Raw genomic sequence first — 14,131 nt, 5'->3', positions numbered from 1 at the left:
AGGCTACTGATTTTTATACTGTCCTGCAATGTCTGCCATGACAGACTCGATGACTGCGGTCAAGCTGTCGTCAATCTTTCCGCTACCCAATGTTTCAATGACCTCGGGGTGTGTTGAGCGCAACTTGTCAAGAAAAGCATCCTGGCACTCACGCACTTTCTCTACCGGAACATCGTGCATCAGTCCGTGTGTACCGCAATACAGTATTGCCACCTGCTCACCGACAGGCATCGGGCTGTACTGGGGCTGAATGAGCAACTGGTTGTTCTTGCGCCCACGGTCAAGGGTCATAGCCGTAACGGCGTCCATGTCGCTTGAGAACTTAGAGAAACTCTCGAGCTCACGGTACTGGGCCTGGTCTATCTTCAACGTACCGGCCACTTTCTTCATACTCTTGATTTGTGCGGAACCACCTACACGAGACACTGATATACCAACGTTGATGGCGGGACGGAAGCCTTGGTTGAACAAGTCGGTCTCAAGGTAAATCTGTCCGTCTGTGATAGATATCACATTCGTCGGGATGTAAGCAGACACGTCACCGGCCTGTGTCTCGATGATTGGAAGGGCAGTAAGCGAACCTCCACCACGCACATGGCCCTTCATGCACTCGGGCAGGTCGTTCATCTGCTCGGCAACTTCTTGCTGGTCGTTGATTCGCGCGGCACGCTCCAGCAGACGGCTGTGCAGATAGAACACGTCGCCGGGATATGCCTCGCGCCCTGACGGACGGCGCAGAATCAATGAAACCTCACGATATGCCACAGCCTGCTTTGACAGGTCGTCGTATACTACCAATGCCGAATAGCCTCTGTCGCGGAAATATTCACCGATGGCAGCACCTGCAAAAGGTGCATAATACTGCATGGCAGCCGGGTCGGCAGCCGTGGCAGAAACCACTATGGTGTATGGAAGAGCACCATGCTCCTTAAGATTCTGTACGAGAGCGGCTACAGTCGATGCCTTCTGGCCTATGGCCACATAAATGCAATAAACTGGTTTTCCTGCCTCGTAAAAGCTCTTCTGGTTGATGATTGTATCAACAGCGATGGCTGTCTTGCCGGTCTGGCGGTCGCCAATGATAAGCTCGCGCTGCCCACGGCCGATAGGAATCATCGAGTCGACAGCCTTCAAACCTGTCTGAAGCGGCTCTTTCACCGGCTGACGGTATATCACTCCTGGGGCTTTTCTGTCCAATGGCATCTCAAAAGCACCGGTAAGGTCGATGCTGCCCTTGCCGTCTATGGCCTCACCCAGCGGGTTGATGACACGGCCGAGCATATTGTCGTTAACGCGTATCGACGCTATTCGCTTTGTACGCTTAACAATCATGCCTTCCTTAATCCCCGAAGTGGTACCCAAAAGCACACAACCAACGTTGTCTTCCTCCAGGTTCATCACAATGCCCATGGTGCCATTCTCGAATTCCAGCAGCTCACTGGCTTCAGCATTACGGAGACCGTAGATTCTGGCTACGCCATCGCTGACCTGAAGCACAGAACCGACCTCATCAAACTGCTCGCCGCCACTGATGCCCTCCAGCTGTTCGAGGAGCACTTGGGACACTTCACTTGGTTTTATTTTATCTGACATAATCATTTACACTTAACGCATCGCAAGGAACAAGCTTACACATATCACGCAGTAGTGAAGACATGACACGGTAGACATTTGCCCCCGCCTTGCAAAATAATCACATTTTAAGCTGTGACAGTATAGACTTCAGCTTCGTCTTAACGCTTGCATCCATACGGAAGGTATCGTACTCAAGCACAAAGCCCCCGATGATATCTGGATTCACTTCTGTCTCAAACTCCACAGTTCCATTAGTCTTATCCTCCACCATCTGCTGCAGGCGACGCTCCGTAACGGGCGACACCGCAGCCGCAGTGGTAAGCTTACCACGGATGATGTTCTTCTGTTTCCTATATAGAGTGATATACGAATTAGCCATGAATTGAATGACGCTCTCGCGGTCCTCCTTCAAGACAAGGCGGAAAAATGCCTTTGTCAGCTCACATGGGGCACCGCCGACAGCTGCAACAAGAAGCGACTCCTTATTGGCTTTAGAGATCATCGGATTGTCTATAGTAAACCTCAACCGTGGCACCTCGATGTAACTCTTTGCCAAGAGCTGCATCTCAAGGTATACCTTGTCTTCGATTTTTGCGTCGCAACTCCCCTTAAGCAGGGCACGCGCATACCTTACCGATATTACTCCTATATCCATAACTTATTGTTTTTTATCAGAAGAAGAAACTTCATCCAGCAATCTGTCAATCAAATCCATTTGCTTGCCGCTGTCGCCGAGCTCCTTGCGGAGTATTTTCTCGGCCACTTTGACAGACAGCTCGGCCACCTGGGCACGTATGTCGCTTATTGCAGCCTGCTTCTGAGCCTCGATTTCTGCCTTGGCTTCAGCTATAAGCCGGTTGCTTTCTTCGCGAGCTTTGTCTTGTGCCTTTTCCACAATGGCATCGCGGGTGGTAGCAGCCTCCTTCAATATCTGGGCCTGCTTCTCCCTTGCTTCCTGCAGAATGGATTCACTTTCGATTTTGATATTGGCCAGCCGCTCGTTGGCTTCGTGAGCTTTCCGCAGGCTATCGTCGATATAGTCCTTACGGTCGTTCACCATCTTCACTATGACCGGGAACCCGAATCTCCACAGGATGCCCAGCACAATCAGGAAGACAACAGCCATCCAGAACAACAAACCAAAATCAGGTGTTATCAATGACATAAGCTGTTCTGATTTCTATTGCTTAAAAACAATCTCTGTATTGGCTATACAAACAGAGCAAGCAGAGCTATGATGACAGCGAAGAAAGCCACACCCTCAACAAGGGCAGCAGCAATAATCATTGACGAACGCAGATCGCCCATCTTCTCCGGCTGGCGCGCCATGGCATCCATGGCCTGTCCGCCAATCTTACCAATACCAATGCCTGCACCGATTGCAGCCAAACCTCCGCCAACTGCGGCACCTAATTTTGCTACAGCATCTGCTGCCAATAATAATGAAATCATAATCTTAAATTTTAATGTTGTTTTATTATTCTGTTTAAATTACTATATTACTCCTTAACGGCATGGCCGTGGACGTGGGCCAATGAGATGAACACGGCACTGAGCATGGTGAACACCAAAGCCTGGATGAAGCACACCAACACCTCCAGCAGCATCATGAACACGCTCATGAGCACACTCACAACTGTCATTGAAGCTCCTGCCACAGCATTGATGCCAAACATGATGAAGATGATGCATGACAACGACAATGCTATTGCGTGACCCGCCATCATGTTTGCAAAGAGTCGAATCATCAGCGCCAACGGCTTTGTGAAGATGCTGAAAAACTCAATGAAAGGCATGAGCGGCACAGGAACCTTTAGCCACGTGGGCACTTCCGGCCAGAAGATGTCCTTCCAATAAGCCTTTGTACCGGTAACATTTGTAATGATGAACGTACACAAAGCCAAGAAGAAGGTACACGTAATGTTGCCCGTCAGGTTGCCACCACCCGGTGGGAACGGAACGACTCCCATTATATTGGCTATGAATATGAAGAAGAAGCAAGTCAGCAGATAGGGTGCGTACTTGTCGGCCTCCTTGCCCAAGGACGCCTTGATTACTTCGTCATATATGTACATTATAAACATTGTCATCAGACCGGTAAAACCTTTGGGCGCGGGATCCTCCGGACGATGCCTCTTGCACCACCTGGCCGGGATGAGCACGCACAGCAGGAGCAAAATGGCATCGATGAACAACACAGCCACAGTCTTTGTGATTGAGATGTCGAAAGGCCTGACTTCAGCTCCGTCCACCTTCTCACAAATCTTGTTTGCATTGGCTTCGCTCCCCGAAATGTATAGCCCATAGGGTCCCGGACGGTTGCCTGCGGCATCGGCCTCCTCGGAAAACTCACCACTGGAAAACACATGCCACCCGGTGGAACTCTTCACTATGACAGGCAGATGCAAAACAACCGGATGCCCATTTACCGTGGTTATGTGCCATTCATACGAATCCTGGATATGCCCGAACAGAATGCCTTGCAAATCAATGCTTCCGTTTTCGTCTGTGCCATGCCCTACCGCATTTGCCGATATGCAGGCAAACATGAAAGCAACGACGCAAAGCAAATGTCTGAAATACCTCATAAACTCAAATCTTTTGATTTAATTTTCTTTCCAGACGGGCGAAAAACACCCCGTCAAAAATCAACATCACTACGTAGAATGCAGCGAAAACTATGATGAAGTTGATAATGGACTCCCTGTCACGGCTTACGACACAGAACACCACGGCGACCATCAACGCCAGCAACATGCGTAAGGCAGATGCCACCAGGTAGAACTTGCTAAGCGTAGCCGGAGACGTTCCAGCCACCGACCTCCAGCCAAACCCATAGGCAATGCTTGAGGCCAAGGCATAGAGAACGCTGATAGCCAACGGGGTGACAAACTGGTTTGCATTGCAGATGTTGATTGCCAACAAAGCTATCAATGTCGCCCCAGCTATTACCCACAAACAGAACTTGTTGTATTTACGGCCTATTTGTTCTATCAACTTCCTGTCCATATAACCTGTGTCAATTGATTTCCACACAAAGACTCACCTCGTTTTTCTGCACTTCAACGAAACCTCCCTTAATGGTAAGCTGCACTTTGCCGTCGGCAGTGGCATATTCCACAACCCCGGGCTGCAGTGATGAAATTATAGGTGCATGGTCATTGAGTATCTCGAAGCTACCCATTGTTCCCGGGACAAGCACGCTTGTAACCTCGCCACTATATTCAATCCGCTCGGGAGAAACAATCTTAAGTTTCAAACTCATGTCACCTCCACTACGTTAATTTCCTTTTGCAGCTTCCATGAGCCGCTTTCCTTTGGCTATGGCATCATCTATTGTGCCGACATTGAGGAAAGCCTGCTCCGGCAGGTCGTCGACCTCGCCATCGAGTATGGCATTAAAGCCCTTTATGGTATCTTCGATCGAAACCATGACACCGGGAAGGCCTGTGAACTGTTCGGCAACGGCAAACGGTTGCGACAGGAATCGCTGAACCCTACGCGCACGGTTAACGGTCAGCTTGTCTTCGTCGGAGAGCTCGTCCATGCCAAGGATTGCAATGATATCCTGCAACTCCTTGTACCTCTGGAGAATCTCCTTCACGCGCTGGGCGCATTCATAATGCTCCTTGCCGACAATGAGCGGGTCGAGTATTCGCGATGTGCTTCCCAGCGGGTCGACGGCCGGATAAATGCCAAGCTCGGTAATCTTGCGGCTCAACTCAGTTGTTGCATCAAGGTGAGTGAACGTTGTTGCCGGAGCCGGGTCGGTAAGGTCGTCGGCCGGTACGTATACAGCCTGCACCGAAGTAATAGACCCCTTCTTTGTCGACGTGATTCGTTCCTGCATGGCACCCATCTCACTTGCAAGTGTAGGCTGGTATCCCACGGCCGAAGGCATACGGCCCAGCAATGCCGAAACCTCAGATCCTGCCTGTGTGAAACGGAAGATATTGTCGATGAAGAACATAATGTCTGCAGCCTCGCCGTCCTTGCCTCCGTGGTCACGGAACTCCTCGGCAACGGTCAATCCCGACAGCGCAACCGACGAACGTGCTCCGGGCGGCTCATTCATCTGCCCGTAAACAAGGGTAGCCTGCGACTTCTTCAGTTCTTCAGGGTCGACAAGTGACAAATCCCACTTGCCCTCCTCCATGGCTTTCCTGAACTTGTCGCCATAGCGGATAACACCCGACTCAATCATATCGCGGATAAGGTCATTGCCCTCACGCGTACGCTCGCCCACACCGGCAAACACAGAATAGCCGCTATGGCCCTTGGCAATGTTGTTGATAAGCTCCATGATGAGCACCGTCTTGCCCACGCCGGCACCTCCGAACAAGCCAATCTTGCCACCCTTCATGTAGGGTTCGAGCAGGTCGATCACCTTTATGCCCGTGGCAAGCATCTCCTTGTGCGTCGACAAATCCTCGAACTTAGGCGGCTCACGGTGGATGGGATAAGACCCTTCCATGCTCAACGGAGCCATGCCGTCAATGGGCTGCCCGATTACGTTCATCATACGCCCCTTGATCTGTTCGCCGGCCGGCATCCTGATAGGCGACCCTGTGGGAACGGCTTCAAGCCCTCTCTGCAAGCCATCAGTGTTGTCCATAGCCACACATCTAACGGTGTCCTCACCGATATGCTGCTGAACCTCAACGACCAGAGTGCGTTTGTCTGGCCTGGTGATGGTCAATGCCTCATGAATCTTCGGCAACACCTTTTCAGCATCCTGGCCGTTGGTATCGAAATAGACATCGATAACCGGCCCGATTACCTGCGAGATGCGCCCTATAATTTGTGCCATAATCGTTTATTATTTTAAGTTTCTCCGTTTAATTATATACTGCAAAGGTAACAAATTTGTCAGAAACCGAATCCTGTTTTGGCGTTTTCTTCCTTAATATATCTAAAATACAGAAATATATAACATTTCTTAGGCTCTTTAGATACTAAGTTCGTCAAGCACTTTTATCAGTTTCATGTCGAGCGGTTTGTCGGTTCTGATGGCGTCGCTGAACGGTACGTAAACCACTTCGTTGTTGCGCACACCAATCATCACGTTCCGCTGCCCCTGCATTATGGCCTCGATGGCTCCCACACCCGTACGGCTTGCCAATATCCTGTCGTGCGCCGAAGGTCTTCCTCCGCGCTGCAAGTGCCCGAGGATTGACACACGTACATCGTAGTTGGGGAACTCATTGCGCACACGCTCGGCGTAATACAAGGCTCCACACTTCGGGCTTTCCGACACAATCACAATGCAGCTCTTCTTCGATTTCCTTATGCCACGCTCCATGAAACGCGCCAACTGGTCGACGTCTGTTGAGTCTTCTGGTATTATGGCTGCCTCGGCACCCGAAGCAATTGCACTGTTCTGGGCGAGGAAACCGGCGTCGCGGCCCATTACCTCGACAAAGAAAATGCGCTCGTGGCTCTGCGCCGTGTCGCGTATGCGGTCGACACACTCCACGATGGTGTTCATTGTCGTGTCATATCCTATGGTTGAATCTGTGCCGTAGAGATCGTTGTCTATCGTTCCCGGCAGGCCGATGCAACAGAAATCAAACTCCGACGCAAAGTCGCGGGCTCCGGTCAGAGACCCGTTGCCGCCTATGACAACAAGGGCGTCTATCTCTTCCTTCACCAGCGTCTCGTAAGCCTTCTGGCGCCCTTCGGGCGTCATGAACTCCTTGCTGCGCGCGGTCTTCAGTATCGTACCGCCCTGCATGATGATTCCGCTCACGTTTTCAGTCGTGAAAGGCTTCACTTCGTCGTTGATCAGTCCGTCGAATCCGCGGTAGATTCCCTTGATGTTGAAGCCGTTGCAGATGCCGGCACGCGTCACGGCACGTATAGCCGCATTCATTCCCGGGGCATCACCGCCAGAGGTGAGCACACCAATTGTCTTTATTTTACCCATAATCTTTATACCTTAAATTTTCGTTATAATCTCTCAATATATCAAGTAATATTCCAACCACAACACGGCAAGGCCGAGCAGCCACCCCACAAACACGCTCCCTGTGCAGTTTTTCAAGTACCACCCCACGCGCATTCGCTCCATCTTCATCAGCGCCAGGCCGCTGGGGTTTGTGAAGCAGAGCAGGCAGCCCCCCACGGCGGTAGAGAATGCCAGCACCTTCCAGAAAGCTCCGTTCTGCACGAAATTGGCCATGTAGTCGGCGTCGACCCACATGTTCAACTGCCAAGTCTCGACTATAGGATACATCGACAGCCCTGTCATCATCACGGTGAAAGCGTCAAATATTCCGCTGAGCAATCCGGCAAATGCCCCAAGAGCCCAAATGTTGTGTATGTTGTAGTCTATCCATTCCGACGCCATGCCCAGTATGCCGGTTTCCTGCACAGCTCCCATGGCCAGCATCACGCCCATGACAAACAGCATGAGCTGTATGCTGCCATACTGCAATGTGCGCGGCACCTTGCGCAGAATCATCTGGTCGGCGTTCATGAGCTTGTGGTTGAATATCTCGTTCACCACCCAAAGCACCGACAAAACGCACAGCGCCCCGAGGAAAGGACTGAGCTTGGTTATGTTGTGGAAGGTCGGGATGAACCACAGCCCGCCTATCCCGACAATCAGCATCACGATGCGCTGCCAACGGTTCAGGTTGGTGTCGTCGCCCCTATACGGGGCTGCAGGCCACTCTGCATCGAGCCTCTCGGGCAGGCTCCTGCCCAGCATGAGCGTGGGCACCACCCACGCCACTATGGCCGGCAGAGCAAGGAACGCCGAGAAATTGGTGGCTGTCACGGCGCCGTTGTCCCACAGGATTATGCCCGCAGGGTCGCCGATGACGGTGAAGCACCCTCCGGCGTTGGCCGCCAGCACAATTGCGCAGCCTATCACCATGCGCTGCCTCCGGCTCTGGACGATGTTGTGCATTATCGTAAGCATCATGGTCGTGGTGGTCAGGTTGTCGAGGTTGGCCGAGATGATGAATGTGGCCAGCGTTATGCTCCACAGCAGCCGCTTGCTGTTCCGGGTGCGTATCCACTCGCTCACGAAGTCAAAGCAGCCGTTGTTGTTCAATATTTCAATGATTGACATCGTTGCGAGCAGGAAAAGCACTATCGCAGCTGCCTTGCCCACATACTTGAGGAAGATGTTGTCGCAGATGAAATGCTTCACCGCCTTGCTCGAAGGGCTTTCGCCTGCGAGGAACTCCATGTACTCGTGAGGATGCTGGCTCATGACAAAGTCGGTGCCATAGCAAATGTATAGCACCCACCCCACCGTTCCAACAAACACGGCAATGGCAGCTTTGTTCACTTTTGTCAAGTGAGACGTGGCTATCAGCAGACAGCCCAGAAGCAATAACAGTACAATTACCAATGTCATGAAGTTCTAATATAAACGCTACAAAGGTAGCAATCTTTATCCAAATTCTTTAATCGAGATAAAGAAAAATTGACAGGTTTAACGTGTTTTTAACCTCATAGACACATAAATGTTCCTCCGGGAAGCGCAAACAGATGCCGACGGAGGCAGCAGACCGGGCTCGGGGCGAGTGCAAGCAATCGTTGCCACACGCTGCCAACGGAGCACAGGCCGATGGGCCTGAAAGGCACTGCGCGCCTACCGACTGCGGACCGGCTGCACAAGGCCGCCACGGGAGCATGCCGCCACAAAAACAGGGCTGTTGCGCCAAACAGGCCGTTTCACACTGCCATACGGCACATTTTGCAACGCAATACGGGCTGTTTTGCATCGTAAAACGATCCGTTTCACAAACAAACGCCAACGCCGTTGTAACGCCCTGTTATCCAATCTGTTATTGCTTTTTATATAAACTAAAAGAACAAATGACAAAAGAACGTCATTTGGCACACGGCCAATACGCCAATGGCCCGGTCATGCCCAGCGCTGCCCTAAGCCACCTCAATGCCTAACGGAGCAAGCGCCCAACAAGCCAAAAGCACGTAAAAAACCAAAAAACATCGCAAAATCACTTGTAATATAATAATTATGTGTACCTTTGTGTCTAATTAGCGATAACGCAAACATTGTCATCCTATTTACGGGAATATATTGGTTGAAAGCATTTAAACACATAGTACGCTTTGTGGTATGGGCCCTGATAGGCCTGTACTTTTCAACAATTGTGCTGCTGCAGCTGTCTGGGGTTCAGTCGCTTCTCGGCTCACAGGTGGCGCAAGCCATTTCCGACAAGCTCGGCACTCGCGTTTCTGTCGGCCGGGTAGACCTCGGATTGTTCAACCGCATAATAATCGACGACGTGCTCATACTTGACCAGCGTGGCAAAGAAATGCTGAAGGCAGCCCGACTGACAGCCAAGGTCGACATTGCCCCGCTGGCCGAAGGCCGCATATCAATATCGTCGGCCCAGGCCTTCGGCACCCACCTGAAATTATACAAAGCGTCGGCCGGGGCCAAGCCCAACTACCAGTTTGCCCTCGACTCGCTCGCATCAAAGGACACAACCCGGCACAGCAGCCTCGACCTAAGGGTCAACTCGTTCATCATGCGGCACAGCAGCGTGGCTTACGACAGGTATGACATTGCCCCGACACCCGGCAAATTCAACGCCAACCACCTGAGAGTTACCGACATAAGCGCCCATATCATACTCAAGGCCCTCAACGAAGACAGCCTTAACGTGAACGTAAAGCGAATTGCCCTTAAGGAACAGTCAGGCCTGAAAGTGAACAGGCTCTCGCTAAAGCTGGCAGCCGGGAAAAGCCGTTGCCTGCTTAGCGACGTTCACGTCGAGCTGCCCCGTACCAACTTCGGGTTGGACTCGCTGACCGCCACTTACCGAACCGTAGACGGAAAGCCCCAAATGGCCACCCTGCAATATGCGGGAAGCATTGTTGAGTCGCAAGTGACCCCGGCCGACTTTGCATGCTTTGTTCCGCAACTGAAGAAACTCGACGAGTCAATTTCGTTGAGCACAAACTTCCACGGCACAAGCACCAATCTGCGCGTTCCGCACATATTGCTCAAATCGACAGGCGGAAGCATTGTGCTGAACGCCAACGGGTGGATAAGGAATTGGGAAGCCCGCCCGCTCTGGAACGCGGCCATAAAAGAACTGGAAGTGTCGCAAGAGGTCGTGGCCACCATGATGGGCATAGCCGGAATAAAAGACTCATCGATAATAAAGCCTGCCGCCCGCCTTGGTGACATCAGCTTCAGGGGCGTTGCCGCGGCCACAAGGAACAACGAGTTGACCACGACATGCCAAATGCAGACAGCCGCCGGCCACGCCGACATGTTCTTCGCCATGTCAAGAGACAGAAACTTCAAAGGAAGCATAGCTACCGACGGGTTTGACCTAAAGCAGGCCACCGGCAACGAAAAACTGGGCGACGTGTCGGCTCACGTAGACCTCAGGGGCAGCATTAAGGACAAGGCGGCACCTTCGTTGTCGATTAAAGGAACGATAGACAAACTTGACTATAACGGCTACGAATACAGCAAGATATCTGTAGACGGAACATCCGTAGGAAAGAAGCTGTCGGGGCTGCTTAGCATCGACGACGACAATGCAAACCTGGCCGTCGAAGGCTATCTTGACAAAACAGCCGGACAGACCGACATAAAAATATCCGCCACAATAAACAGGCTGTGCCCGAAAGCCCTAAACATGACCGACAAATGGGGCGAATCGAGCTTCATGGCAGGAGTGAACGCAGACTTCAAGGCAAGCGGACTAAACGACGCGAAAGGCAACATTGTGGTAAACGGACTGAAAATGGTGTCGCCAACCGACACCTTCGCCATGCAACGGGCCAGCGTGACGTCCGGATTCAATGCCGACACCCACTACCTGGTATTGGACAGCGACTTCGGCCGGGCCAACCTGACAGGCAAGTTTGAATACAACACCTTGGCGCAAAGCTTCACAAACTTCATTGGCGATAAACTGCCAACGCTGCCGGGGCTACCAAAGACGAAGCACACCACTGCCAACGACTTCCTCGTCAGGGCCGAGGTATGGAGCACAGTGTGGATGGAAAAGCTGCTTGGCATACCGCTGCACATCAACAAACCCATAAACCTGCACGCCAAAGTGGACGATGAGAAAAGAGACATTTCACTTGATTGCAACGTCGGCTCGTTCAGCTACAACGACACTGGGTACTCAGACGGGGCCATTGTCATCAAGTCGCAAAACGACACGCTGGTGTGCAACGTAGGCGTTACCCGGCTCTCGGGAAAGGGCGGGAAAATGGCAATGCAACTGGAAGGCAGGGCCATCAACAACAACCTGGCTACATCGTTTACCTGGAACGACACTGCAACCGACAAGTTCAGCGGCAGGTTCAATGCCGTCTCACAGTTCTACCGTGCGCAGGACGGCAAACAAATCGCAGCAATCAACGTTCAGCCTTCACACATAAACATCAACGACGTGGTGTGGAACGTGCTCCCGTCGAGCATCACTTACTCCAAAAACAACATCGAGGTGGCCGGCTTCGCCATCAAGCACGGCGGCCAGCACATAATCATCAACGGGAAGGCCACGCCTAACGCGCAAGACTCACTGGCCGTCGACCTGAGCGGCATCGACGTTGGCTATTTGCTCGACCTTGTCAACTTCCACGCCGTAGAGTTCAGCGGACAGGCCAGCGGGCGCGCTTACGTAATGGGACTGTTCGGCAACACGGCAGCCAAAGGCACCATCGCAGTCGACAACTTCAAGTTTGAGGAAGGTCGCATGGGTGTGCTCAACGCCATGGTCGACTGGAACAACCAAGAAAAGCAAATAGACATAAACGCCATTGCCAACGACGGCCCTGACGCAATGACGTATATCAATGGCTATGTATCGCCGTCAAGAAACTACATCGACCTCGGCATAAGCGCCGCAGGCACACACATCGACTTTGTGGAATCGTTCACAGAGAGTTTCTTGGGCAACGTGAACGGACAGGCGCAAGGCAGCGTGAGGGTTATCGGCCCGCTGAAACAAATCAACCTCGTGGGTAAACTTGCCGTCAACGGAGAGGCAACCGTGATTCCCACCAATTGCAAGTATTACCTGCGCAACGACACCATTGCTTTTGAACCGAATGAAATCCGGTTCCTCGACGCCCCCATATTTGACATCCACAACCAAAAAGGCATAGTAAGCGGGGCGCTACACCACAAGTACTTGAAAGACTTGTCATACGACCTCGGAGTAAAGGCCGACAACCTGCTTGCCTACGATTTCCGCGAATTTGGCGACAACACGTTCTGCGGAACGGTGTTTGCCTCGGGCGACGTGGGCATACACGGCAGAAAAGGAGAGGTGAACATCGACATCAACATTACCCCAAAGGAAAACTCAACATTCTCTTATAATGTGTCAAACCCCGACGCCGTGGCCGACCAAGGGTTCATAAAATGGAACGACTCGGGCAAAGCCGAAGGCAACAATGGGCAGGACAACGAGGCGCAACAGGCAGAAGAGGAAGACACGCCCACAGACACACACCTCAACTTCTTTCTCAACTGCACTCCCGACGTGACCATAAAGCTGCTCATGGACAGCCGCACCAACGACTACATCACCCTCAACGGCAGCGGCACCCTGCGTGCGTCATACTACAACAAGGGCAGTTTCAACATGTTCGGCACTTATACCGTGCTGCATGGAACATACGGGATAACCATCCAAGACATAATTAAGAAGAACTTTGTCTTCAACGAAGGCAGCAGCATCACGTTCAGAGGCAACCCCTACCACGCCGACTTGAACCTGCAGGCAGAGCATACCGTCAACGGAGTGTCACTGTCCGACCTCAACGTTGGCAACAGTTTCACCAACAACACCATCCGTGTCAACTGCCTGATGAACATCGGCGGACAGCCGCAACGCCCCGTAATAACGTTCGACCTCGACATGCCGACGGTGAGCAGCGACGAAAAGCAAATGATAAAAAGCATCATCAACAGCGAAGAGGAAATGAACCAGCAGGTGATTTACCTCCTTGGCATAGGACGCTTCTACCCTCAGCGAGAAAACAACGCCTCAGCACAGAACGACGGGCAGCAAAGCCAGACGACACTGGCCATGCAAAGCCTGCTGTCAGGAACAATCTCGACACAGATAAACAATGTGCTCAACTCTGTAATAAAAAGCAATAACTGGAACTTCGGGGCAAACATATCTACGGGCGACGAAGGCTGGAACAACGCTGAATACGAAGGTTTGCTAAGCGGAAGACTGCTTGACAACAGGCTGCTTATAAACGGACAGTTCGGCTACAGGGACAATGCCAACACGGCAAACACCAGCTTCATCGGCGACTTTGACATAAGATACCTGCTCAAACCCAACGGCAACTTGTCGATAAAGGTATACAACCAGACCAACGACAGGTATTTTACGAAATCCAGCCTCAACACTCAAGGAATCGGAATCATAATGAAGAAAGACTTCGACGGGTTCAAAGACCTGTTCAATATAAAGAAGAAAAAGAAGCAAAACGACAAAACGAAATGACCAAACCCGGCCATTGAAGCCCCAAAACCTTAAAAAAACATAATTCGGCGGAATGTAAATGGCAAAGCATC

At 51.7% G+C, this 14,131-nt stretch carries 11 protein-coding genes; 1 reads left to right on the top strand and 10 read right to left on the bottom strand.

The features are described 5' to 3' along the window. Positions 1 to 3 precede the first annotated feature (3 nt). From atpA to M3089_RS05830, 10 genes are all read right to left on the bottom strand, one after another. Positions 4 to 1,593: a F0F1 ATP synthase subunit alpha gene (atpA, locus tag M3089_RS05875; protein ID WP_249082413.1), complete on the bottom strand. Its 1,590-nt coding sequence runs from the start codon at positions 1,591 to 1,593 to the stop codon at positions 4 to 6. A gap of 100 nt (positions 1,594 to 1,693) precedes the next feature. Further along, entirely contained in the window at positions 1,694 to 2,230 is a 537-nt protein-coding gene (locus M3089_RS05870; RefSeq protein ID WP_205107793.1) for a F0F1 ATP synthase subunit delta, read from the bottom strand. 3 nt (positions 2,231 to 2,233) lie between these two features. After that, positions 2,234 to 2,740: a F0F1 ATP synthase subunit B gene (atpF, locus tag M3089_RS05865; protein ID WP_249082411.1), complete on the bottom strand. Its 507-nt coding sequence runs from the start codon at positions 2,738 to 2,740 to the stop codon at positions 2,234 to 2,236. Positions 2,741 to 2,784: 44 nt separating this feature from the next. Next, on the bottom strand, positions 2,785 to 3,027 hold the full coding sequence (atpE, locus tag M3089_RS05860) for an ATP synthase F0 subunit C (RefSeq protein WP_205107789.1): 243 nt from the start codon (positions 3,025 to 3,027) through the stop codon (positions 2,785 to 2,787). 47 nt (positions 3,028 to 3,074) lie between these two features. Beyond that, on the bottom strand, positions 3,075 to 4,163 hold the full coding sequence (atpB, locus tag M3089_RS05855; RefSeq protein WP_249082408.1) for a F0F1 ATP synthase subunit A: 1,089 nt from the start codon (positions 4,161 to 4,163) through the stop codon (positions 3,075 to 3,077). Between the two features lie 4 nt (positions 4,164 to 4,167). Then, a complete protein-coding gene (locus M3089_RS05850; protein ID WP_249082406.1) occupies positions 4,168 to 4,584 on the bottom strand; it encodes a hypothetical protein in 417 nt (138 codons plus the stop codon). Between the two features lie 10 nt (positions 4,585 to 4,594). Beyond that, on the bottom strand, positions 4,595 to 4,840 hold the full coding sequence (gene atpC / locus M3089_RS05845) for an ATP synthase F1 subunit epsilon (RefSeq protein ID WP_205107783.1): 246 nt from the start codon (positions 4,838 to 4,840) through the stop codon (positions 4,595 to 4,597). Positions 4,841 to 4,855: 15 nt separating this feature from the next. After that, positions 4,856 to 6,385, bottom strand: coding sequence for a F0F1 ATP synthase subunit beta (gene atpD, locus M3089_RS05840; RefSeq protein WP_249082403.1), 1,530 nt, complete (start codon positions 6,383 to 6,385; stop codon positions 4,856 to 4,858). A 138-nt stretch (positions 6,386 to 6,523) separates the two neighbouring features. After that, positions 6,524 to 7,501, bottom strand: a complete 978-nt coding sequence (pfkA, locus tag M3089_RS05835) for a 6-phosphofructokinase (protein ID WP_205107779.1) — start codon at positions 7,499 to 7,501, stop codon at positions 6,524 to 6,526. 33 nt (positions 7,502 to 7,534) lie between these two features. Further along, the gene (locus M3089_RS05830) at positions 7,535 to 8,944 is read right to left on the bottom strand and encodes an SLC13 family permease (RefSeq protein ID WP_249082399.1); all 1,410 of its coding nucleotides are present in this window, start codon (positions 8,942 to 8,944) and stop codon (positions 7,535 to 7,537) included. 694 nt (positions 8,945 to 9,638) lie between these two features. Here M3089_RS05830 and M3089_RS05825 point away from each other — a divergent pair. Continuing rightward, the gene (locus M3089_RS05825) at positions 9,639 to 14,060 is read left to right on the top strand and encodes a translocation/assembly module TamB domain-containing protein (RefSeq protein ID WP_249082397.1); all 4,422 of its coding nucleotides are present in this window, start codon (positions 9,639 to 9,641) and stop codon (positions 14,058 to 14,060) included. The last annotated feature ends 71 nt before the right edge of the window (positions 14,061 to 14,131 follow it).

Source organism: Marseilla massiliensis (assembly GCF_023336985.1).
Classification (GTDB): domain Bacteria; phylum Bacteroidota; class Bacteroidia; order Bacteroidales; family Bacteroidaceae; genus Prevotella; species Prevotella intestinigallinarum.
This window is presented reverse-complemented; position numbering and strand designations above follow the sequence as displayed.

What these genes read in the sequence shown, in the direction of transcription:
- atpA (WP_249082413.1), bottom strand. Translation starts at nt 1,593, where the DNA reads ATGTCAGATAAAATAAAACCAAGTGAAGTGTCCCAAGTGCTCCTCGAA.
- M3089_RS05870 (WP_205107793.1), bottom strand. Translation starts at nt 2,230, where the DNA reads ATGGATATAGGAGTAATATCGGTAAGGTATGCGCGTGCCCTGCTTAAG.
- atpF (WP_249082411.1), bottom strand. Translation starts at nt 2,740, where the DNA reads ATGTCATTGATAACACCTGATTTTGGTTTGTTGTTCTGGATGGCTGTT.
- atpE (WP_205107789.1), bottom strand. Translation starts at nt 3,027, where the DNA reads ATGATTTCATTATTATTGGCAGCAGATGCTGTAGCAAAATTAGGTGCC.
- atpB (WP_249082408.1), bottom strand. Translation starts at nt 4,163, where the DNA reads ATGAGGTATTTCAGACATTTGCTTTGCGTCGTTGCTTTCATGTTTGCC.
- M3089_RS05850 (WP_249082406.1), bottom strand. Translation starts at nt 4,584, where the DNA reads ATGGACAGGAAGTTGATAGAACAAATAGGCCGTAAATACAACAAGTTC.
- atpC (WP_205107783.1), bottom strand. Translation starts at nt 4,840, where the DNA reads ATGAGTTTGAAACTTAAGATTGTTTCTCCCGAGCGGATTGAATATAGT.
- atpD (WP_249082403.1), bottom strand. Translation starts at nt 6,385, where the DNA reads ATGGCACAAATTATAGGGCGCATCTCGCAGGTAATCGGGCCGGTTATC.
- pfkA (WP_205107779.1), bottom strand. Translation starts at nt 7,501, where the DNA reads ATGGGTAAAATAAAGACAATTGGTGTGCTCACCTCTGGCGGTGATGCC.
- M3089_RS05830 (WP_249082399.1), bottom strand. Translation starts at nt 8,944, where the DNA reads ATGACATTGGTAATTGTACTGTTATTGCTTCTGGGCTGTCTGCTGATA.